Genomic DNA, 21,942 nt, shown 5'->3' with positions numbered 1-21,942 from the left:
CCAATTAAAACAAAAAAGCCCGAGCGTAAATTTCGGGCTTTTTATTATTTGCTTATGCAAATCAAGTTTTACATCTTAATCAAGATCTTCGATGGTAGCATTGGGTGCATTTGATTTTACGGATTCAATTCCGTTTTCCATTCCACTTGCACTTTCGTACATTTCACTTGTTCCGATAACTTGACCATTGGTCGCTTTCAGATTGAAGTAATGTTTACCATTTGTCGAAGTCTTTCTGTCAAATTTATCATCGTCCTGAGCATTTCTTTTTACCGATTCAACGCCGTTTAAGCAATTTGCCTTGGTTTTATAGCCCTCACTACTCAGAATTATCTGACCATTTCCTGCTTTTAAATTGAACTGAAACTCACCATCTTTTCTTGTTTTCACTACAAATTTTCCCATTTTTTTCTATTATAAATTTTATGTGATAAATGCGATTCTTTATTATACCATTAAAGATAACGTATAAAATTATTTTTATTGTGAAACAATGATTAAATAATGGGCATAAAGTTATTAACATATTGAAATGGTAGACAAAAGTTTACATCATCTGATCAATTTACCTGATTACTTATTAGCGAGGATAAACTCTTCTTCAGTTACAGGTTCGAGCCAGGTAACCTGGGTATCCTCTTTAAAATTTGTTATGGCAACATGCACCATCTGACTGTCAGCGGTAGCGCCATGCCAATGTTTTACATTTTCGGGAATATTGATAACATCGCCTTTCTTTATTGATTGTGCAGGCTTTCCTTTTTCCTGATAAAGCCCGTTTCCTTCAATCACCAGCAAAACCTGACCTTTCGGATGGGTGTGCCAATTTGTTCTTGCACCCGGTGTAAAAGTTACGCTTCCTGCCGAAAAATCATTGTTCTTATCTTTTGCGACCAAAGGCTGTAAGAATGCATTTCCGGTAAACCATTCCTTAGGCAGCTGTTCTCCCTGTGGAAATATTTTTGTTGTGCTCATTGTATGATCTATTTTAGTGTTACAGGCGGATAAACTTGCCGCCATAATTAGGATAACGATTAATCTTTTCATATAGTTTGTCATTTTGAGGTTGAATATATGATCAGGGTACATATTAAACATTTTTTATAACTTTTGCTGGTACTCCACCTACTATCGTATTATCCGGGACATCTTTGCCAACTACAGCGCCGGCAGCCACTATGGCATTATTGCCAATGGTAACTCCGGGTAGGATTGTCGCATTTGCCCCGATCCAGGCATTCTTTTTAATATGAATAGGAGCAACAGTTAGTGATTGCCTGTTTTCCGGTTCAATAGGGTGACCTTCGGTTAGTAAGCTTACTTTAGGAGCTATTAATACGTTATCTTCGATGACAATCCCACCCAGATCCAAAAAGACACAATCGAAGTTGATGAAAACATTTTTACCTATTGATGTATTCTTTCCATAGTTAATATGCAAGGGTGTAAACACAGTTGTGCTCTCGTCAATGGTTGAACCTGTAATTTGTGCTAATAAATTCCTTATTTCCTTCGGGTCAGCTGAATTATTCATCTTTACCAATAACGCTTTGGTGGCAAACGATGCTTCGCGCAAACGGTAGGCGTCAGGATCGCCGGAAGAAATGCTTTTTTCTTTTTTTAACCGTTCAAAAATATCTTCCTGAAATGTGCTTTCTGATTTTTCCATTGAATATTCTGTTAAGTTATATATACCTAAATTAGTGAAATTGAAGGGGCTATTTTAGATTGTATTTAAAAAATGCTGTTAGTTTATCAAAAGGAATTTTATCCGATCGATCATACAGATCAACGTGAACGGCATCAGGAATAATCACTAGTTCCTTGGGCTCTGAAGCTACCGTGTAAGCATCTTCGCTGAAATATCTTGAATGAGCATTTTCTCCTGCAATGATCAGTATTGGTCGTGGTGCAATTTCCCTGATATAAGCAAGAATCGGCATATTCATAAATGATAGCGGTGAAGTTGCGGTCCATGAAGCGTTTGAATTGATAGAGCGTTTATGAAACCCGCGTGGTGTTTTGTAATAATCAAAATAATCTTTTACAAATTGCGGTTCATTGCCGGTAAGTTTTTCGGGCAAATTGTTTGACGATGAAGCATATGACCCATTTTCAGCATCTTTCCAGCGCTGCTGGCTCAGTTGTTCAAGAGTTTTTGTTCGTTGATCAGATGTAACTACGTCATTGTAACCTTTCGACATGACGCGGGTCATATCGTACATACTGGTTGTGGCAACAGCCTTAATACGCTTATCCACCGCGCTTGCATTTAAGGCAAAGCCCGCAAATCCACAGATTCCAATGATTCCGATTTTGTTTCGGTCAATATTTTTCTGCAGCCCTAAAAAGTCAACAGCAGCACTGAAATCTTCGGTGTTAATGTCAGGAGAGGCTACATGACGAGGTTCACCACTGCTTTCACCTGTATAAGAAGGGTCAAATGCCAGGGCAATGAATCCCCTTTCAGCCATTTGGCTTGCATACAATCCGGAGGACTGCTCTTTAACTGCACCAAACGGACCACTGATTGCGAGGGCCGAAAAAACTTTGCCGCCACTATTTTTGGGAATATATAAGTCGCCTGAAAGCGTTATACCGTAACGGTTTTTAAAACTTACTTTTTGACGCGTTACTTTATCACTTAGTTGAAATGTGTAATGATCTGTTGATGTATCCATTTTCTTTGAATTTTGGTTTGATTGTACATTTTGTGCGAAAATATTCCCTGAAAACAGGAAAGACATAACCATCAATGCTGCTGCTATTTTCATATCTGTATTACATTTATTACTACAGATACAAAGGTAGATCAGTATAGCGAGTGGATGTTAACGATTATCAAACCAAAAATTAAGAATTTCAAACTTCAGATTCCCGTAAGGATTTTGGATTTGTTCCGGTAAGTTTTTTAAAGAAGTTATTGAAATAGGTGGGGTATTCAAACCCCAGTGCACTGGCTATCTCTGAAATATTCCAGTCCGTATGCTGTAACAGGGCTTTGGCCTCTGTTATAATTCTTTCAGTGATCAGGGTTGTTGTTGATTTACCGGTTACCTCTTTTACAGCACGATTCAGATAGTTGACATGGATGTTCAAGTTTTGAGCGTAATCCTGTGCCGTTCTCATTTTTAATGGACTTGAAGGTGTTTCAATGGGGAATTGTCGTTCCAGCAGTTCAAGAAACACCGACGCTATACGGGCAGTACCATTCTTATTAGGGCTATAGATTTCAGAAGGCTGCAGTTTAAGTGCTTCATGAATAATTAGGTTGATGTAATTACGAATCAGTTCATCCTTAAAAGCATAGTCACTTTCCTGTTCTTCGATCATTTTTTGGAACAGAGTGTTGAGAAATAACCTTTGATCCTCAGTGATTTTTAGCACGGGAGTGCCTCCAATTTTGAAAAAAGGAGACTGTTGTAAGCTTTCTAAGCGGTCAGACTGTTTTAAAAACTCTTCGGAAAATAAGCAAGTATATCCGATGTATGTAGTAGAAATAGTTTCCCATGAATAGGGGATATGCGGATTTCCAAAGAATAAGATTGTACCTTCCTGTTCAAAGCTTTTATCCGCGTAGTGGATTTTGCTAATTCCGGTTGTAAGACAGATCTTAAAGAAATCCTTGCGGCTATATATCCGTGTAGCATTACTGTCGTCTTCTATCTGAAAAGCTTTAAAACCTTGCAATTTAAGTTCATTGTTGAACTCCGATACACTGCGTACAATTTTTGTCTCCATTTAACAAAGTTAAGAAATTCAAATTTAGGTCCTTCTTTACTATGATGGGAGTTTGGTTTAAGAAATAGAAAAAAAAATATCTGAAATTGTTTTTTTAGTCCCGTATAACGTGCAATCTTGAAAAATCGCTGGAATACTTCAGAGTCCATTATCCTTGGGAGCTTTTTCAGTGTGGATAGATTCTTAAGCATTTTCTCGATAACGCTTAATATTTGAATACACACGGATCTGAAAAGAAACCCAGCGGATTGTAAATATAATAACATTATCATTTTTATTTTGTATATACTTGATTGAATAAAAAATCCTATACAAATTATCTTTAAAGACGACGAGACGGATATAATTTACAACTTATAAAAAACTTCGCAAACTTTGATAGTAATTTTATGACAGACAAAAGTTTACAAAAATTAAGACAACAAATAGTTGATGAAACAGATGGGGGTAAATTTTCCAAACTGATCGAAAAATTATTGAAAAAATATTCATCAACTGACAGAGAATATGTTCTGAATATCTTAACAGATTACGCAAGGAGTGGACAAATTTTGCATTGGCGAAATTTTCTACTGACTGATATTATAGAACTTGTAAACGAAGATGAAGCTAACTACGCTGACTTTTTCGAATGGTGCATCACTCAGCCTGAATTAACGTATTGGGGCATTGACGGATTATTAAAAACCAGCGGCAAAAAATCATTTCCGGCACTAATTGAAATTCTAAAAAACCAAAGTTTTAATACTTCAATCCGTGCAAAAGCAATTAAAAGTATCTCATTATTTAGCAAACAACCTTTTGACCGAGAACTACCTAAAGATCCAGGATATTGGAAAGAAGCAGATTTAAGAATTGAAGAAATAGAGATCTGGCAGAAAAATGGTTTTCAAGACGGTGGAGGCTATCCAGAACCGAAAACGCATATTTCGCTAGAAAACCCAAAAACAGAACTTGAAAAAATTGCTTCAAAACTTAACAAAAAACTCGAAGCACAAAGAGCTAAAAACCGAGACTTATCAAACCCGACAAACTGGCTCGTTATTGCAGACGAAACCGACATTTTAAACATAGAGAAAAAATGGAAATTACCGGAAAATTATTTGTTGTTCCTCAAAAACTACTCGCCTTTAAACGTATTCATTGACAACAAAAAATACTTTCAAGGTTTGCATTTGTATGGAGCTTCTGACCTGATAAAAAGACAGGAAGGCTATTCATTTAATCCGGTAACCAACGAATCAATTGCCGATTGGCCAAAGAATTTTGTTGTAATTGCTGATGCAGGAGCTGACCCGTATTGCATAGACATTAATGAAATAACAGAAAATGATGCACCAATTTATACAAGTATACACGGGAGCGGTGAGTGGGAATTTGAATTATATGCAGACAACTTCCTAACCTTTTTAAAAGAAATTGCGAAAAAATAATAATGACATTGTGGATACAACAGAATTCAACCATTTACCTGATGAACTTAAGGATAAAATTATAAAATCCAGATAGGCTTTTCTTCAAGCAGGGGAAATCGGCGATAAGATTTCGGGCTCTGATGGGTTATTTTTCATTTTTGAATGCGAAGATGGATATTATTACCCCCAAGGCATTGCTTGTTGATAATAAAGATGGTTTAGAAATACTACAATATTACTTATTAACAGGAGAAATGTATCCCGGGATTGAATGGCGGGAAGAATAAAGCGCCTATTTTAGTTTCTACTCAAGCGTTCTGTTAATTCATCCTTCCAATATTTTTGATACACAAATTTTATTTTAATCAAAACATTCCTATTAAACTTTTATATTTGTTACTATTATAAACTGTATTTTCAAAAAAGAATAACCGTAGCTGATGATTTAGCATCGCATAGATGTAAATAGCTCGGCGAAGCTAGAGACTGCGATTTAATATTTCCAGAGATCTTGAAATTCAGGAAAGATCGCTTTTTGACGAAGCAATTTCAGTAGATTTTAAACTGCTGAATGAATGCCAGAGGGTTGACTCCAATCAACTGGAAATATTGTTTTATTTATTACATTGGTCGCAATGGCTTATAAATACTTAGTAGTCGAAAAGAATATTTTGTGCGAATAAAAAAATGAACTGATTTATGTCATTTAGTGATACAGGAATTATGAATTGGAAGAATTTCTCCCTTTTGGTATTGGCTTCTTTTCTATTTGCTAGCTGTAGCGAAAAGCCAAAGATCCATTTCGTTGACAAAGATGGTTATATTCATCTATTGACGCGTGAGGGTGAGCGCACTGCAATGGGCTTACAGAAAATCGTTGCACATGGGATTGATACGATCGTGACAATAGATGAGACCGGTCGGCAAAAGATCTGGACAGCTTCAGATGTCGACAGTATTGATACGACCAAAATTCAATATTATCTAAAAAGGAGAAATGGGAATAATATAAATATTTATACACCTTTGGAGGGTACTGATCGGGGCAGGGATTCAAAGCTTTAAATAGTGATGCTCGTGGGATACGTGATGTAGCATATGACTGATTAAATAAATTTATTAAAAAATTGTAGAGTGAATTAATCTTTGGGCGAGCGAATGAGTCATAGTATTAAATAATCTGTTTTTTATGTTGAAATATATCATCGTTTTTTTTCTGGTTCAGTTGATCGGAATCAATCTACATGCGCAATATCGTTCCTCCAACGCAGGGAGGATTACTGTTGTCTCCGACAGTCAGCCTTTTATACTCTCGCTGAATGGGGTGGTCTACAACGATCGGCCGGAGCTACAGGTGACCATTGACGGACTTTCTGATCAATTGTATACGATAAGTACCCGTATAAGCGGAAGGGGACAGGCGGAAATGGAGCGTAGGCAGATTGCTGTACGCAATGAAAATGGTGATTATGTGGAGATGATCTTTAAGCTGGGCAACCAGCGCTCTATGCGGGGCCGTGGCCAGCACATTAATCTTTTTGCTCAGATTCCGCTAGATATGTCTTCCATAGACAATGGTAATGGGTTGGCTTATGCCTATGGTGCACCGGGCAGGCCTATTCACCTGGACGATGCTCCGGATACGGGTATCCCACCGATAAATTCCATAACACCGATCACAAGAGCGGAATTGGACCGTTTATTCAGTCTCATGAACCGCGAACCTTTTGACGATGCGAAATTCAAAATAATTAATCCTATCTTTTCGGAGACAACGCTCCGTGTTGAACAGATCAGTGAAATCATGAAACGTTTTCAATGGGATGATGGAAAGCTGAAAGTCGCCAAGGCGGCGTACGGAAATTGTTCGGACAAAAGAAATTATTCAACATTGAGCGGAAACTTTACGTTTCTCGGTAATAAAAATGAGCTGCTTGATTTTATAGAAAAGCAGCAAAGAATGCGGTAAAAAGTCCTCAAGGTATATAGGGAGCCCGGCATAAATTGTCGGGCTTTTTTTTAAACTAGATGAATATCTAAGATCAAAAAAACATTTCAGGTTATACTCCTTCAAAATTGCTTAGAATTAACATAATAACCTATTTTACAGATTTATATATATATATCATATTTCTAATTCATTATCTCCTCCAACCTCCTCACCAACTTTTCCCGTTCACCGCTACCTGTAGTCGAAAAGCGGAGTAGGGGAAGATCATACTTTTCTAGGATAGCATCTTTCATCGCGTCACGTTTCGATTGTCTTCCTACGACAGCATGATAAGCATAACCATCCACCTCAATGGCCAACACCGGATTTTTCCCGAGCTTATTGTAGATCAAAAAATCTAAATGAGTCAGATGATGGCGCGCATATTTCTCTTCCTCAGGTGACAGCAGTGAATAATCATGGATCAGACTTCTTAACGGAAAATGTAGCAGCACATCATATTTTGAAAACCTATCATCAGATAATACAGAACGAACTAGCGTATACATCAGATTTTCACTATCAAATACCGATTTGATACGCTTCTGGGACAAGATCCTGCGCCGTTTTTCCTCATAGCCTTTGTACAGATAGTCGAATATAGAATGCAGCTTACTCTGTATGATCGTGAAATTATTGTATTCAATATAGCGAATCAGGTCGGTGATATTACTTTCGTTTTCGGAATCGTTGCCATGCACCAATAAGATCAACTGATCTTTGGCACGGGAGATCGCGACATTTAGCCTGTTGGGGTTATCCGTAAATTCGGAAATCTCATTATCCACGGTTGAAAGGATAATCACATCATTTTCCCTGCCCTGAAACTTATCGACCGTGTCGGCCATGATTTCAGTACCCGCAAATGTATTCTGCAATGCATTTGTCTGGTTGCGATAAGGCGTCACAATACCCAGGTCAGCCGAAGCCAGCTGCTGCTGTGGAATAATCTCCTGTAGGATGACATCTATCTGCCGTTGGTTCATTCGCGCACGCGCATGATTACCCGCCACTGTCCGGTACACCAGGAGCGGTTCGCGCTCGGTAGTTGGCTCAGAGAGGATAATGAGCTGATCGTTGTAGAATTTACGGTTGCAGAATTCAATAATCTTGGGGTGGCAGCGATAATGTTCTTTCAGCAGTGTTTTGTGTACGTCAGGAAACAGCTGTGTGATAGAAGCCAGCAAACTATTTTTAGCATAACGATACGGTTCTGCTAACTTGAATGCATGGAAGATCGCATCCGTCTTTTGGGCCATTGTAGCATCTACCACATTCGGAAGCTGCTTTAGATCACCGACAATGACAGCACGTTTGGCGCAGGAGAGGGCTAAAGCACCGGTTACTAGATCCACCTGCGACGATTCATCAATAATCACATAGTCATAGACCGTATGCTCAGCCAGGCATCTCCGCAGCGAATAGGTGGTACTCATGATAACAGGATAGTCTTCAATGAAATTCATTGATTTCGTCCGCAGATCGGCCTCTTGATAAATTGGGCGCTTTGTGTGATGATATCTTCTATGCAGCTCGTTTTTAAACAGACGCATCGAAATCGCACTATATTCCCTCATTTTTGCCTCGAAGGCAAAGTTGTGCAATGCTTTTTCCAGGCTTTTTATACGATACGCTAATTCTGCGATCTTAGTTCGGTAATAAGCCGATTGAGCGATCCTGATCATGTCCCAATGCGGTAAGGTATAAAAGCCCTTATCTTTGATTCGGTACCTAAAGCGATAGACCAGTTTCTTCCACCAACTAAACTGATTGCCTGTGCGTTCCTGATCGGAGACCGAATTCCAGAGCGCTAGTAGCCGATCTGATGAGAGGCTACCATTCATTTTGAAGTCTACCGACGTTTGTAATGTATGCAAGAAATGCTGCCGTTCTGTTTTAATGTTTTCGAGCAAAAGTTTCAGCGTCGCCAGTTCATTCTTCTGAGCCAGTTTTTCAGTAAGCTGTATCAGGAGTTCGCTATTTTTCTGTTTGATTTGAGTGAGTTCCTTGTCCATTAGCCGAAACTTCGATAAATCAGGAATGTCAGATTGCGATTCTATAAATTCTTTTTTATTTTGACTATTACCCAGCAAAGCTGCGACAAAGGAGAGGCCATTCTTTTCCAGCTTTTCATAGACGTTTTTAGTTGCTGAATTATTACTCGAAACTACCGCTACACTTTGTCCATTCATAACAGCGTTGGCAATAATATTAAGAATAGTTTGTGTTTTACCTGTACCTGGAGGGCCTTCGATAAGGCTCAGGGGATTAGCAAAAGCATTGTTTACACCATCTTTTTGGCTGAGGTTGAATCCAAAGGGAAAGATTTCAATAGGAGAGAAGGGAATACAATCCTGTGGCTGTGTTTCATTTAGATAATTGGATAGGATAGCACACTCTGGGATAAATGATATTCTATCGTAGCTATCCGCAAGAATGTTTTTTCCATCTTCGGATTTAAGTCCAACGGTATCTGCAATCTCTTTGAGGTAATTGAATATGGTCTCCGCTTTTTTACTTTGCAAAGCAGACTTGATAATCTGAACTCTATCCTTGTTGTAGGTGTATTTTTTATGACTGCTTTTAAATGCCACAATACATTTCTCGCCCACAAAAGAATAGGACTGGATATCGCTGGTCTTGTCCCTTCCATCGATATAGATGGCTTCTTTCGGTAGGAATTTATTTGTATTTTGCATTTAGCAGGTAATTATAATGATGGTAAAAAGGCTTCAATTTCTCTTTGCTCAAAAGGGTAGCTCCCACCATTTAAATCTGGAACTATGGGAAAGTAAACTTCAATATTGCAGTCCATATAAAATTCAATAATAAGTGAGTTATAAATTTACTAAACATTATCATCTGATTCTGTGTATATTATTTGTTTTAACGATGTATATGAATAAAAAAATATTTAAATTTGCGTGAGGGGAAACCCAACCATTTATATAATCTTAAAATATCATTTGTTTTGTCGATTAAATCCAAACAATTTACGCTTGCTCAAGTTTATGCTGTAGAGGTAATACACGAACTTACTGGCAGTGCCAATTTACCGTTTGTGGTAGGAGCGATAGATAAGACTACACATGAGCGAGCCGAATATGTAGTCAAATTAAATGCATCCGAACGCATGGTACCGTATGGTAGGATGTTTGAGCTCATTGGGGCATTTATGGCAATTGAGTTGAATCTGTTAGTTGTAGTGCCTGTAATAGTTGAGGTGAGTGAAGATTTTGTAGAGCTTCAGAAAGGTAAAGATTATTTTCTGCGTTGTAGTAAAAGTCTGGGATATAATTATGGATCAGGATTTGTTAAAGGTTTATTGATCTTAGATAACCATATTGCTCTGACAGATAAACAAAAAGATGTTGCTCAGGAAATTTTGGCATTCGATATGCTTATAGGTAATGTAGATAGAAATGCAGAGAAGCCAAATATGATTACTGATGGCCATAAATTATTGCTATTAGATCATGAAGCTGCTTTTGCATTTGTTAGAGCATTGCCATGGGACAGAAATATTGAACCGTGGAATTTTAATGAGTTAGATAAAGGCGTACTGTTTAAACATTGCCTATTTAGTAGAGTCAAAGGGAATATAGGACAGCTTGATGGATTCTCTGAAAAAATGACTAGATTTGATGACGATTTTTGGGAACGTGCTAAATCTATTATACCGAACGAATGGTTCTCTGAAGACAGCTTTAATATTATCAAAACTCATGTTGACTTGATGGTAAAAAATAGAGCTGCATTTATCCAAAATATCAAATTATTATTATCATGAAAAAGTTTCAATATCAAGTATTACAATTTTGCCCGGACAAGGTCACGGGGGAATTTCTGAATGTTGGTATTGTTGTTTTTGATCCAACTAATCAGAATTTAACCTACCGGATTTTGCATAAAGTAGGGTCTATTGGGCAATTGTTTGAACAGGCTAATACGCGCTATCTAATTAAACAATTAAACACCATTCATACCAGTTTGAATAAAATAAAAAGTACTATCGAACGTGATAAGCTTGGTATTAATGTTTTTAAATCAGTTGATGAGGTAACAAGAAAAGCATTTGTCAGGGATGACAGTGCATTGTTATTCTCCGATATTCGACATTCACTAGACATATCGATTGATCATTTAGTTGATTATTTGGGGGAGCGAATGTTAACGGTAGGTAAGATTGAAATTGATCAGGACATCAAATCTGATAAAGAAGTATGGACCAAAATGTTCAAACGTTATTTTGATGATCGGGAGATTTCTCCATTATTAAGTCCTCGCACTGTTAAGACCAAGTATGATGAGATATCATTTGAACATACCTGGAAAAATGGCCATATTAACTTCTTCGAATCGGTAAATTTTGATCTTCAAAAAGAAGATACAATTAAAAATAAAGTACGTCGTTGGGCTGGTCAGATTGAGGAACTTAAGACTGTAGGCGAGGAACTACATCTGTATATTCTTGCCAATATGCCAGATGCTAACGATCAGATGAGTGAATATATTTCTTCTTTCCTTTCAGACAAATCTACAAAAGACGTTCGTGTAGATATTGTCACATTAAATGAAGCTGATAAGTTTGTAAATGATCTCAAAGAAGAAATAATCAACCACCCAGCTTGATATTTATAAATATGAAAAGCGTAATTAAGAATTACGCTTTTCATATACCTTGTATGATATTTCTTCCCATCCTGACAATATAGAATTTTCTATTATTTCAGTCTTTCAAATATTTTGGCATCGGCCAATTATATTCCATTCCTTCTGATGATATTGTAAGTGTCCCAAAAAATCCGACAGCTTAAAACTGGACATAAATGTTTAGATTTAAGTAATAAGATGAAAAAGACACGTTTTACAGAAAGCCAGATTGTGCGAGCACTCAAAGAGGGAGAAGAAGGTCGAAAGACCGAAGATATCTGCCGAGAGCTTGAGATCAGCAAAGCCACCTTTTATAACTGGAAAAGCCGTTACGGTGGCATGGAAGCATCAGATGTCAAGCGCCTGAAGGAACTTGAAGAAGAAAATGCACGCTTAAAAAAGATGTTTGCCGAATTGAGTATGAACCATGATATCCTAAAAGAAGTCATCACAAAAAAAGGTTGGGGCTCCGGCAACAAAAATAGTTAACTCAGGAGATTGTCCTAGATCACGGTTTGAGTGTAACCGGAGCCTGTAAATTGACAGGTATGTGCCGTTCACAATATTACTATGTTAGTAAGAAAGACGATAGTGCTGTTATAGCAGCATTAGATCAGCTGTCTTCCAAACATCCTGTATATGGATTTCGAAAACTATATTCCTACTTGCGTAGAGAAGGTAAGCCATGGAACCATAAAAAAGTATACAGAGTATATAAGCTGCTTAACATGAACAAGAAGCGACGTGGCAAACGTCGGTTACCTACTCGGGAGAAGCAACCTTTGGAACAACAGATCAGCATTAATCAAAAATGGAGCATGGACTTTATGAGCGATAGTTTGACTATTGGAAACAGGTTTAGAACTTTTAATGTGATGGATGACTGTTCCCGTGAGATATTGTGTATCGAAATAGCTACTTCAATTTCTTCTTTGCGGGTAACTCGGACACTTGAACAAATTATAGACTTGTAGGGCAAACCGCTCTCTCTACGTGTAGATAATGGCCCCGAATTCACCAGTCTCATTTTGAGCTCTGGTGTAAAGACCAGGGCATCGCTATTCAATTTATCCAGCCCGGTAAGCCTATGCAGAACGGTTACATCGAACGGTTCAACCGAAGTTAACGCAAAGAAATTTTGGATGCTTATTTATTTTTCAACTTGTCAGAAGTAAGAGAACATACCCAGGCGTGGATGGATGAATATAATAACAACAGACCCCATGAAGGTCTTGGGAGATCTACTCGCCTGGTTCAAGTCTGGTGCGCTCACTTTAAATCCCCAGCATCGTGTGATGTTTGGGGATTTTTGTATATTAGAGAATAGCTCACTATTTATGGAAAAATCATATATTAAAAAGATTAAAACAGTATTAGATTCATTTATTGACAAAACAAATGATTTAGGAATTTACCAAACACCTGTTTCACTTTCCAGTAGAATTGGTGGAAATAGAGATAAAGGAGTACCTATTTCGAGCATTTTATTGGATATGAAGAACTATGGCTTGCTTGAAAGTGATTCGCATGTAGATTTGATGTACAGAAAGTTTTTCCTTACTGCAAAAGGTAGACAAGTCGTTATTATTGACGGTATAGAAAAGTTCTTCCAAGATATTGAAGCTAAAGAACAACTAGAACTAAAAATACTCCAACAGACTAACCAAAGTTATAAATTAAACACGATACAATTTATTATCACTGCAATTCTTGCGTTGGGTACATTAGGAAGTTTATTTATCCAGTGCCAAACTTATAAAATGGATAAAGTAAAAACCGAATTGGAAATAAAAGAATTGAGATTAAAAGTTGATAGTATAAAATAGACCTCCACCCGAGGTTTTTTTTCTTTCTGCAAAGTTTTCATCCTACAAAACATTTACTTACTACATCGGTGAGAATGGTCAAAAGATCAGTCGGAAGAGCAGTTTTGGTTAGATTGAAGCCGAGAGTTTTTATTTGCCGCTAGAATAATGAGAAAGAAGTCTCGTGATTTTGAAAATTCTCCACTTTGGAATTCATTCTTCGAATTGGTTAAGACTTTCGATATTAAATGAGAAAAGCCTTCAAAATTGAGGGATTGTTTTACTACTTCCAAATTTGTTAACTTCCACTTATCTACAATACCTATCCGAATATCTCCTTTCAGGATGCAACCAATTGAATATTAAACTAATAAAAATTTTGTCATGTACTTAGATATTTCAAAAAGACTAAAATTATTTAGATTTATAGACATTTACTTCATTACCATCAACCATCATTGTGCCTGCGACAGCAATGTATTTACTATTCCTCCTCATGGAGCTAGATATATATGAGCTAGAATAATTCCATCCCAAAGATTCAAAAAGCTTTTTGATTTTATCGACTATCATACCTGTTGAACAAAACTCTTTGTTATTCAATAGGTGATAGGTTATCGCATAGGTGATGCTTGGTCGTTTTTCTAACAAGCTAGAATACGCAACATTATTCTTATGGATGCGTTTTAGCGTACTACGAGAATCAGCTTCAATCACGATGTTTTGTTTATTAAGCTCTATTAACGATTTGTCAAAAAATGAGCTTGCCACATTAATTGCATCTATATTAAATAATGACTGTCCTTTCCTTATCCTAGATAAAGTTCGAGTTGATTTCTCAATAAGATGTGCAAAATCATTATCTTCAATACCATTACTATCAATTAGTTTAAGGATATTTTCAGTAATTACTTTTCTATTTATACTGGTCATAAGCCAAATATGGCTTACTATCGAATTACAAAAAGTGACATTTAATTCTTTTTTTGTAATTTGTTTCTTATCTTTGGTTTAGGAAGAGAGCACATGCTTTCGGAAAGAACTTAGGTATTTAAAACAAAGAGTCTTGCGGCTACATTTTCTGACGCCGTAACGCAAGGCAGTAGTTATGAATACCCATGTCTATTCTTATATAAAAGCTTTTATTATATTTGCTTGATAAGATAGATATGGGGCTACTGTTAGTCTGTGTTACGTTAGGCGTCAGAAACTTAATTTGTAGCCACAGCATGTAGCCCTATATTTATCAAGCTACCTCCTGATACAAGACTCGTTTAACCAATAACGAGTTATGATTATTAAAAACAAACATCCCAAAAATCCCAATCCGCCTTAGTTTTATAGGGCTAGAGGTCTGTATGACCATCCGAAAAAAGTGTCATTGTAAATATATCATCTGCTTTGTGTAACCAATTAGAGACTACTATATCGGAACATTTTTACGAGTTATTCTAATGACCTAATCCAGCGGCTACGCAAGGAAAGGGGAAGATTATGACCATTTTTAAAACCTTAAAATGAACAATTTTATAAGGACTGGGAAAAGTATTGCCTGTTCAAGACAGGCAGCCCAGTATGTAAATTTAGTAAATGCACAACCTACGTGTATTGAAAGTAAAGCATATAGCTTAAGAGAACTACTAATCCTAAGGACTCTTTTAGTAATTGCTACTGTATTTCATATGTTTAGTTTATCGGCTCAGACGCCCCACAAGGACAGTGGGGCGGAAGGGCTGAAAATAATCAAACCATTAAAAATAGGAGATACAATTCCGGATGATTTTTGGACTGCATCCTTAAACGCTATGTACAACAGTTCTAATAAGAATGCAATAACTCTTAAGGAGCTCAAAAATAGAAAACTGATCATTCTGGACTTCTGGGCTACCTGGTGTGGTGCCTGTATTGGATCAATACAAAAGTATGTTAAAACGGATGCGTATACGGATGCAGATATAGCATTCCTCGGTGTCACTTATCAGGACAATGAAGAAGTCGCCAAGTTCAACGAAAGGTTTAAGCTTAACTTTCCAACAATAATCGGCGATACAGTGCTCAGAGCATATTTTCCCTATAGGATAATTCCGCATATCGTAGTCATCCAACAGGGAAAAGTTTTGACTATTGCCCACTCTGAAATATTGTTACCTGAAAATATCCAAAAATTGAAAGGGGGTAAATATGAAGAATATCTTGCAAAAAGCGATATCCTTGATTTTGATAAAACCAAAGTCATCCTAGACCAAAAAAGCAGTAGAATTAAGGATGCTATAAAATTCAGGACGGTTATAATGGGGCCTATCAGTGGACTTTCAGCGTTTGGATCCTATAGAAAGAATGATAGCACACAAAGGCTCTACCTAACAAATCATAGTCTGTTGTTTGCAATGTACAAGCTTCTTGATGTTTATTGGCATAACCGGATCTTTTTAAAGATAGGTAATGAAGATCAATTCGACTACTTCGGCTTCGAAGATCAACAGAAATTTCCTTACACTGTATGGTTAACCAAATATGGCGCTGGCTTAGAAACTATCGCCCCATTGAACATCCCAAAAAAGGAATTAAAGTGGAATGCATTGATCGCACTGCTCAATACAAATGGATATGACCTTTCAGTCGTTGAGAAAGAAGTTGAAACCAAACTGATATATCCAACAGGAAATAAAAAGTTACACGCGCCAGCCGATAGTGTAACGATTGAGGAACTACTGAAATCGCTGAACTACCAGCAAAAGGATATGCGAAGGGTTCCAATCTATTTGTCCAGTGATTTAATCGATAAACAGGACAGGATTTCTATAGATCTCCATAGAATAAGGGATGAGGAATATTTACAGAACATATTGTCTAGATATGGGCTGAAAATCAAAAATCAGCGCTCTAAACAATCAATTATAGAGGTAACAGAAAGGAGAAGCTTATGAAAACGACTTACTTAATATTCTTGCTTTTCATTTTTATCAAGATGGTGAACGGTCAGGCTCAGGTAATAAAGATAAAGATCACCGACGTGGATAGCTTTAATCCGCTGGAAGAGGTAAATGTCAAAGGACGAGATTTTGTCGCAAAAACTGACCATGAAGGATCTTTTCTTTTGAACAAGTTTGATATGGACAGCTTGACCTTTACGCATGTCAGATACAAAACTGTTACGATTGCATTGAGTCAGCTGCTTAAAGACAGGTCCGTCAGTTTGGGCAGCAAAGATAATATGCTCGAAACAGTTACAATTAATACAGGATATCAGAAAATAAATCAGCGTATATCCTCAGGCGCAATCGATAAAATTGACCTTCAACGAAGCAGAGATGTATACGCTAACAATATATTTCAGAAGTTAGAAGGCAATTCACCGATCCTATTCGATAAGACTGGCGACAGCAAACGGTCGATGACTATCCGTGGATTGAGCAGTATCAATAATACAAATCTTCCCCTCATCGTGCTCGATAATTTCCCATACGAAGGTGATCCGAACTGGATCAATCCGGAAGATATCGAAGATATCACCATATTAAAAGATGCTGCTGCATCGGCTATTTGGGGTACTCGTGCAGGCAATGGGGTTATAGTAATCACCACGAAAAAAGGGAAATACAATTCTCCGAATCGGGTCACAATAGCAAGCGGCGTGCAGATACAGGAAAAACCAGACCTCTATTCCTTAAATCGGATTTCTTCTTCGGGTGTTGTAGATCTCGAAAACTTCCTGTTTGAAAAAGGCCGTTATGATAATCAAAATTCCTTCAACATGCCTTATCTTTCGCCTGTAGTAGAGCATTTAATAGCTATTAGAGATGGAATAGGAGATCGAAAGGATCATGAGCAGGCTATTGCGAACTACAGAAAGCTTGATGTCAGGGACGATTATAGTAAGTATATGTACCGAACGGCTGTCAACCAATATCAGAACTTAAGTATTGAAGGTGGTAGTAGGAACTTGCGTTACCAATTTTCTGCGCGGATGGACAACAACACTGGGACACTGGACGAAAAGCTCAGAAAGAGTCTATTGAGAAGTTATGTTGAAATTGAATTACATCCAAAAATCAGGCTTTCAACTGACCTTCAATATGTAGACAATAAATTTCAAGAAGGAAGAACTGCCTATAGTCCAACCAATGGTAGACCATACCTAATGCTTGCAGACAAAGATGACAATCCAATTAGACATGCTAAAAATAGGGTAGGATATCTTGACACTGTAGGGCAAGGGCTGTTAAATGACTGGTTCGAATACCCGCTGATAGAATACAAAAGAAAGTATTCTATACTCGCATCAAATATGGTATTGGCAAATCTGACAGCTGATATCAAACTGTTGAAGGGGCTGAATCTGCAGGGGAACTATAGTTTTCAGTTTGTATCCACCCGGGATAAGCAACGTTATGATGAGGATAGTTATATGGTCAGAAATCTGATCAATTCCTATGCTATGGTAGACTATACCAACCGAACCGTAACATCGGCAATTCCTAATGGAGGTATTCTGGATCAGTCTGATCAGATACAAACGACGCACAATGTTAGATTTGGTGTAAACTATGAAAAGAGGTGGCGGGGTTTGTTGTTTACAACTTTACTAGGAACAGAGTGGAGACAGACAAATGCCGAGAGTGCTCAATACAGGTTCTATGGATTTGATCCCGACACTTATACTGTTTCAAAAGTAGATTACCGGAACCCATACACTCACTTTATTGATAAATCGACCATTTATGTTCCATATTTAGATGATAAGCGCCTTACAATAAACCGTTCAAGATCTCAATATGCAAATGCATCGGTCTCTTATAACGGAAGATATGTACTGACAGGAAGTGTTAGGCGGGACGCTTCAAATCTATTTGGTGTAAAAACGAATGAAAGGTGGCAACCGCTATGGTCTATCGGCTACAAATGGAATCTTTCGGAAGAGCGTTTCTTTAAAATAGCATGGATAGATGCGCTGAGCCTACGCGGATCATATGGCATCAGTGGAAATGTGGATCAATCGCGCTCGGCCATTACAACTATCCGTTATACAAATCCGGACCGCTATACCAATTTACCACAGGCTATTATTTCCCAGTACAGCAACCCTGATCTAAGGTGGGAAAAAAATACAATATGGAATACTGGAATTGATTTTTCGTTTATTTCGGGTAAGATTAATGGTTCTCTGGACTATTACAAAAAATGGGGAACTGACCTTTTTGGCAGATATCCCGTGGATTATACGGCAATACCAAACAAGGGTGTACTTCGGAATATTGCCGCAATGAAAGGCAATGGTTTTGACCTGAAACTCAATGGAAATATCCCGCTTGGAAATCGTATTTTCTTTACACCCCAGCTTATGATCAATTTCAATAACAATAAAGTCACCGATTATTACTATGAGGGCAATTATGCTTATGAGTTTTTAAGTTATGGTACTTCAGTAACGGGACAGGTAGGCTATCCGGTATATTCTATTCTCGCATATAAATGGAATGGTCTAGACGCTAACGGAAATCCTGTCGGGGAATTGGATGGTCAGCATTCGATCGATTATCCAAACATCAAATTGCAGGATAAATCTGTACTCGAATACAAAGGTACTGTAGTTCCGCGCTATTCGGGTTATTTTAATCCCGGTACGTCTCTAGGCAACGTTGATGTCTCCGCCAGTTTCCTATATAAATTTGGATACGTATTTAGGCGGACTCCAGTAGGATATAATGAATTGGTTGCCATGGGTGGATTAGGCGATGGTAGCGGAGATTTTGACCGGAGATGGAAAGCGAGCGGTGACGAAAACAAAACAGATATACCTTCTTTTATTTACCCTGTTGATACTGAGCGAAGCTCTTTCTATCAAAGTTCGTCCGTTTTAGTGGAAGATGCAAGCCATATACGTTTACAGAATCTTTCTGTAGGATATAAATTCAGGATCAATAAAACTGTTTCTGGAAGGCTATTCTGCAATGCAACTAATCTGGGAATTATTTGGAGAAAGAACAATAAAGGAATTGATCCCGATTACCTTTCACAATTCAGGCCTAAGAAACAGATTTCTCTAGGCATTAATTTGACTTATAATTAGAAAAAATGAAAACGTTCAACTATTTTTTATATCTATTGATCATTCTTCAGATTTCATGTAAAAATTTCTTGGATGAAAAACCGGATGCTAGTCTAAAAGAAGCCAATAGCCTCGAAGACCTTGATGCGCTATTGAACAATACCAAGGTCATGAATTATTATAGCATGGGACTTGGCGAGGCTTCTGCTGATAATTATTACGTCGACAAATCTAGCTGGGAAGCATTTGATCAGCACGAAAGACAGTTATATACATGGGGAGAAGAAATCTTCTACCAGTTTTACCTCAATCCTTGGTTGGATTATTATAAGAGCATATATTACAGCAATCACGTATTAGCCAAATTGGATAAGATCGATTCTGAGAAGAAAATAGAGGTGCATGCAAAGGACCTTAGGGGAAAGGCATTGTTCTTTAGGGCATTTAGCCACTATAAGCTGCTTTCCCTCTTTTCTAAAGCGTATGATATAGATGCTTCTAAAACTGATCTTGGCATCCCTTTAAGGCTGAGCGATGATTTTAACATACCTTCCGAAAGAGGAACAGTTGAGGCATGTTATCAACAGATACTAAAGGATCTTCACGAAGCAGAAAGTTTATTACCATTGAAATCAGATAATATTCACTTACCGTCAAGGATATCAGCTTATGTGCTACTTTCATGGATTTATCAGGCACGAGCTGAATTTGATCAATCAATTCTGTATGCACAGAAAGCACTTGAAATCGATAGCAAGCTTAAAGATTATAAAGAGTATTCGCAGGAGGCCAGATATCCGTTTTTTGGTTTTGATGATGAAATCGTTTATATAGTGGCCGGAGGAGGAATCTATAACCTACTTGGAAAGTCCTATTGTAAAATTGATACACTATTATATTCTTCATATGACACCCATGATCTTAGAAAGAAGCTTTTTTTTGAAAAAAATAAAGATGGATCTTATAATTTCAAGGGGTCTTACCTCGGTTCTCGAGGGCTTTTTATGGGACTTACAGTAGCGGATGCCTACCTCAATCTGTCGGAAGGATTAATACGGCTGAATAAAACAGAAGAAGGACTGCGATTTCTTGAAATTTTCCAACGTCATCGTTATGATGAGACTTATAGCCCGCCGCTTGAGTCAATGTCGCAAAAGAGCGCCTTAAAACTAGTTTTGGATGAGAGACGAAAGGAATTCATCATGCGGGATTCCCGATGGGGAGATATCAAACGGTTAAATAAGATTGATGATGGGTTGATTATTCCTGCTCGCAAGTTAGGTGACAACGAGTTTTCGCTTAAGAGAAATGATAACAGATATGCGTTACCATTACCTGCTGAAATCATTGAACTGACAAGCATGCCCCAAAACCCAAGATAAAACTAAAAGGAGGGGCAGCTGAGCTGCCCCTCCTTAAAAACTATCCCATTAATTTGAAAATGCCGGTCTTTCGGCAGCTTCGTAGTCATCAGGATTATCGGTCACATTACCCAATGACATGGCTGGTTTTGTAGCGTCGGATGGGTGTGGAGTATCTTGAATTTCACAGATATATATCCCTTCACCGCATTCCACCTGTCCATTACCAGGTTTGGTTAATGCATAATTATTGCGGTTATTAACATCCGCAGGAGTTGTACTATTTAGTTGATAATAGTACGTTTGAGTAGCAGGTTGCTCATCGCTAATACTAATCTTCTTTTCCATTGCATTCACCGCGAATGCAATTCCTAGTGTTAATGTCAACGCCGATCCGACGGCCATTAGACTTTTTTTGATGATTTTTTTTGAAATCATATATGGGTCTTTTTTATAATTGCAAAAAAAGGTTGCCTCAAAAAACTTTGTTAATTACAGTGTTATTGGTGTCTTTTAGCAGACCTCGCTGGCTGGCTTTGCATCCCGATACGCTACCGGCCTGTTCCCAGATAACCCCTGAGGGCCATCTGGGATCTCCGTGAACAGTGCTCCTTTACGGTTGTGCGACCTTCGCTGTACAACTCTCTTCTGGGCGAAGGCAATCCGATGCGGTAAAGCGTCTAGCTCAAGCGCGTCTTGGACCGACCTGTAGACCAACCCCTTGGGCATAAACAGCAGATGCACCTGCATCCTGAGGGACGAGTATTGCTTTCCGATCCAACGGAATAGGGCTGTCATAATGTTCAATATATGGTGCATTCTGTTCATACAACTTTGTTTTACCTGATCCTTTTGTCTGTTCTCTGCGGCACATCCTTGGCGCGGCCTGCCCAACGGGCTCTTATTATTTTTTCGTTTTTATCTCGCT

At 37.9% G+C, this 21,942-nt stretch carries 19 protein-coding genes and 1 pseudogene; 11 read left to right on the top strand and 9 right to left on the bottom strand.

The features are described 5' to 3' along the window. Window positions 1-75 precede the first annotated feature (75 nt). The 5 genes from B4G94_RS04985 to B4G94_RS04965 form a co-directional block, all read right to left on the bottom strand. The gene (locus B4G94_RS04985) at window positions 76-405 is read right to left on the bottom strand and encodes a YegP family protein (RefSeq protein ID WP_286857529.1); all 330 of its coding nucleotides are present in this window, start codon (window positions 403-405) and stop codon (window positions 76-78) included. 168 nt (window positions 406-573) lie between these two features. Further along, a complete protein-coding gene (locus tag B4G94_RS04980) occupies window positions 574-1,047 on the bottom strand; it encodes a (R)-mandelonitrile lyase (protein ID WP_286857528.1) in 474 nt (157 codons plus the stop codon). Window positions 1,048-1,090: 43 nt separating this feature from the next. After that, window positions 1,091-1,669 carry a sugar O-acetyltransferase gene (locus B4G94_RS04975; RefSeq protein ID WP_286857526.1) on the bottom strand — a complete coding sequence of 193 codons (579 nt, stop codon included), beginning with the start codon at window positions 1,667-1,669 and terminating at the stop codon, window positions 1,091-1,093. A 49-nt stretch (window positions 1,670-1,718) separates the two neighbouring features. Further along, window positions 1,719-2,774, bottom strand: a complete 1,056-nt coding sequence (locus tag B4G94_RS04970) for an alpha/beta hydrolase (protein WP_286857525.1) — start codon at window positions 2,772-2,774, stop codon at window positions 1,719-1,721. 88 nt (window positions 2,775-2,862) lie between these two features. After that, entirely contained in the window at window positions 2,863-3,741 is an 879-nt protein-coding gene (locus tag B4G94_RS04965) for a helix-turn-helix domain-containing protein (RefSeq protein ID WP_286857524.1), read from the bottom strand. Between the two features lie 389 nt (window positions 3,742-4,130). Between B4G94_RS04965 and B4G94_RS04960 the strand changes: the two genes are divergently transcribed. The 4 genes from B4G94_RS04960 (at window position 4,131) to B4G94_RS04945 (ending at window position 7,125) form a co-directional block, all read left to right on the top strand. Further along, window positions 4,131-5,174, top strand: a complete 1,044-nt coding sequence (locus B4G94_RS04960; RefSeq protein WP_286857522.1) for an SMI1/KNR4 family protein — start codon at window positions 4,131-4,133, stop codon at window positions 5,172-5,174. 122 nt (window positions 5,175-5,296) lie between these two features. Continuing rightward, on the top strand, window positions 5,297-5,443 hold the full coding sequence (locus B4G94_RS04955; protein WP_286857520.1) for a hypothetical protein: 147 nt from the start codon (window positions 5,297-5,299) through the stop codon (window positions 5,441-5,443). A gap of 412 nt (window positions 5,444-5,855) precedes the next feature. Continuing rightward, window positions 5,856-6,221 carry a hypothetical protein gene (locus tag B4G94_RS04950; RefSeq protein WP_286857518.1) on the top strand — a complete coding sequence of 122 codons (366 nt, stop codon included), beginning with the start codon at window positions 5,856-5,858 and terminating at the stop codon, window positions 6,219-6,221. A 124-nt stretch (window positions 6,222-6,345) separates the two neighbouring features. Continuing rightward, entirely contained in the window at window positions 6,346-7,125 is a 780-nt protein-coding gene (locus B4G94_RS04945) for a DUF4476 domain-containing protein (protein WP_286857517.1), read from the top strand. A gap of 164 nt (window positions 7,126-7,289) precedes the next feature. On the opposite strand, the gene B4G94_RS04940 is transcribed toward B4G94_RS04945, so the two are convergent. Next, window positions 7,290-9,845: an AAA domain-containing protein gene (locus B4G94_RS04940; protein WP_286857516.1), complete on the bottom strand. Its 2,556-nt coding sequence runs from the start codon at window positions 9,843-9,845 to the stop codon at window positions 7,290-7,292. Between the two features lie 221 nt (window positions 9,846-10,066). Here B4G94_RS04940 and B4G94_RS04935 point away from each other — a divergent pair, with 221 nt between their 5' ends. From B4G94_RS04935 to B4G94_RS04920, 4 genes and pseudogenes are all read left to right on the top strand, one after another. Next, window positions 10,067-10,936, top strand: a complete 870-nt coding sequence (locus tag B4G94_RS04935; protein ID WP_286857514.1) for a HipA family kinase — start codon at window positions 10,067-10,069, stop codon at window positions 10,934-10,936. Continuing rightward, window positions 10,933-11,778: a DUF3037 domain-containing protein gene (locus B4G94_RS04930; RefSeq protein ID WP_286857512.1), complete on the top strand. Its 846-nt coding sequence runs from the start codon at window positions 10,933-10,935 to the stop codon at window positions 11,776-11,778. Before B4G94_RS04935 ends, B4G94_RS04930 begins: the two co-directional genes overlap by 4 nt. Window positions 11,779-11,997: 219 nt before the next feature. Beyond that, a pseudogene (locus tag B4G94_RS04925) lies at window positions 11,998-13,126 on the top strand (IS3 family transposase). Between the two features lie 10 nt (window positions 13,127-13,136). Next, window positions 13,137-13,625 (top strand): hypothetical protein, encoded by a 489-nt coding sequence (locus tag B4G94_RS04920; protein ID WP_376786630.1) that lies wholly within the window; start codon window positions 13,137-13,139, stop codon window positions 13,623-13,625. A gap of 393 nt (window positions 13,626-14,018) precedes the next feature. Here B4G94_RS04920 and B4G94_RS04915 read toward each other — a convergent pair whose 3' ends face one another. Further along, window positions 14,019-14,537, bottom strand: a complete 519-nt coding sequence (locus tag B4G94_RS04915) for a hypothetical protein (RefSeq protein ID WP_286857510.1) — start codon at window positions 14,535-14,537, stop codon at window positions 14,019-14,021. 584 nt (window positions 14,538-15,121) lie between these two features. On the opposite strand from B4G94_RS04915, the gene B4G94_RS04910 reads away from it, so the two are divergent. The 3 genes from B4G94_RS04910 to B4G94_RS04900 are packed head-to-tail and all read left to right on the top strand — an operon-like array spanning window position 15,122 to window position 21,035. After that, on the top strand, window positions 15,122-16,531 hold the full coding sequence (locus B4G94_RS04910; protein WP_286857508.1) for a peroxiredoxin family protein: 1,410 nt from the start codon (window positions 15,122-15,124) through the stop codon (window positions 16,529-16,531). After that, on the top strand, window positions 16,528-19,674 hold the full coding sequence (locus tag B4G94_RS04905) for a SusC/RagA family TonB-linked outer membrane protein (RefSeq protein ID WP_286857506.1): 3,147 nt from the start codon (window positions 16,528-16,530) through the stop codon (window positions 19,672-19,674). The genes B4G94_RS04910 and B4G94_RS04905 overlap by 4 nt, the downstream gene beginning before the upstream one ends. Before the next feature lie 5 nt (window positions 19,675-19,679). After that, window positions 19,680-21,035 (top strand): RagB/SusD family nutrient uptake outer membrane protein, encoded by a 1,356-nt coding sequence (locus B4G94_RS04900; protein ID WP_286857504.1) that lies wholly within the window; start codon window positions 19,680-19,682, stop codon window positions 21,033-21,035. Between the two features lie 48 nt (window positions 21,036-21,083). Here the strand turns inward: B4G94_RS04900 and B4G94_RS04895 are convergent, their stop codons facing one another. Both B4G94_RS04895 and B4G94_RS04890 read right to left on the bottom strand, forming a co-directional pair. Continuing rightward, window positions 21,084-21,419, bottom strand: a complete 336-nt coding sequence (locus B4G94_RS04895; protein ID WP_286857502.1) for a hypothetical protein — start codon at window positions 21,417-21,419, stop codon at window positions 21,084-21,086. Window positions 21,420-21,699: 280 nt separating this feature from the next. Next, window positions 21,700-21,888 carry a hypothetical protein gene (locus B4G94_RS04890; RefSeq protein ID WP_286857500.1) on the bottom strand — a complete coding sequence of 63 codons (189 nt, stop codon included), beginning with the start codon at window positions 21,886-21,888 and terminating at the stop codon, window positions 21,700-21,702. Between the last annotated feature and the right edge of the window lie 54 nt (window positions 21,889-21,942).

It is taken from the genome of Sphingobacterium sp. UBA7625, assembly GCF_002484085.1.
Taxonomy (GTDB): Bacteria; Bacteroidota; Bacteroidia; order Sphingobacteriales; family Sphingobacteriaceae; genus Sphingobacterium; species Sphingobacterium athyrii.
This window is presented reverse-complemented; position numbering and strand designations above follow the sequence as displayed.

Excerpts from the sequence above, each read along its gene's own strand:
- B4G94_RS04920 (WP_376786630.1), top strand. The coding sequence starts at position 13,137 with ATGGAAAAATCATATATTAAAAAGATTAAAACAGTATTAGATTCATTT.
- B4G94_RS04975 (WP_286857526.1), bottom strand. The coding sequence starts at position 1,669 with ATGGAAAAATCAGAAAGCACATTTCAGGAAGATATTTTTGAACGGTTA.
- B4G94_RS04930 (WP_286857512.1), top strand. The coding sequence starts at position 10,933 with ATGAAAAAGTTTCAATATCAAGTATTACAATTTTGCCCGGACAAGGTC.
- B4G94_RS04960 (WP_286857522.1), top strand. The coding sequence starts at position 4,131 with ATGACAGACAAAAGTTTACAAAAATTAAGACAACAAATAGTTGATGAA.
- B4G94_RS04970 (WP_286857525.1), bottom strand. The coding sequence starts at position 2,774 with ATGAAAATAGCAGCAGCATTGATGGTTATGTCTTTCCTGTTTTCAGGG.
- B4G94_RS04940 (WP_286857516.1), bottom strand. The coding sequence starts at position 9,845 with ATGCAAAATACAAATAAATTCCTACCGAAAGAAGCCATCTATATCGAT.
- B4G94_RS04965 (WP_286857524.1), bottom strand. The coding sequence starts at position 3,741 with ATGGAGACAAAAATTGTACGCAGTGTATCGGAGTTCAACAATGAACTT.
- B4G94_RS04890 (WP_286857500.1), bottom strand. The coding sequence starts at position 21,888 with ATGTGCCGCAGAGAACAGACAAAAGGATCAGGTAAAACAAAGTTGTAT.
- B4G94_RS04910 (WP_286857508.1), top strand. The coding sequence starts at position 15,122 with ATGAACAATTTTATAAGGACTGGGAAAAGTATTGCCTGTTCAAGACAG.
- B4G94_RS04895 (WP_286857502.1), bottom strand. The coding sequence starts at position 21,419 with ATGGCCGTCGGATCGGCGTTGACATTAACACTAGGAATTGCATTCGCG.
- B4G94_RS04945 (WP_286857517.1), top strand. The coding sequence starts at position 6,346 with ATGTTGAAATATATCATCGTTTTTTTTCTGGTTCAGTTGATCGGAATC.
- B4G94_RS04950 (WP_286857518.1), top strand. The coding sequence starts at position 5,856 with ATGTCATTTAGTGATACAGGAATTATGAATTGGAAGAATTTCTCCCTT.
- B4G94_RS04980 (WP_286857528.1), bottom strand. The coding sequence starts at position 1,047 with ATGAAAAGATTAATCGTTATCCTAATTATGGCGGCAAGTTTATCCGCC.
- B4G94_RS04955 (WP_286857520.1), top strand. The coding sequence starts at position 5,297 with ATGGGTTATTTTTCATTTTTGAATGCGAAGATGGATATTATTACCCCC.
- B4G94_RS04905 (WP_286857506.1), top strand. The coding sequence starts at position 16,528 with ATGAAAACGACTTACTTAATATTCTTGCTTTTCATTTTTATCAAGATG.
- B4G94_RS04900 (WP_286857504.1), top strand. The coding sequence starts at position 19,680 with ATGAAAACGTTCAACTATTTTTTATATCTATTGATCATTCTTCAGATT.
- B4G94_RS04915 (WP_286857510.1), bottom strand. The coding sequence starts at position 14,537 with ATGACCAGTATAAATAGAAAAGTAATTACTGAAAATATCCTTAAACTA.
- B4G94_RS04985 (WP_286857529.1), bottom strand. The coding sequence starts at position 405 with ATGGGAAAATTTGTAGTGAAAACAAGAAAAGATGGTGAGTTTCAGTTC.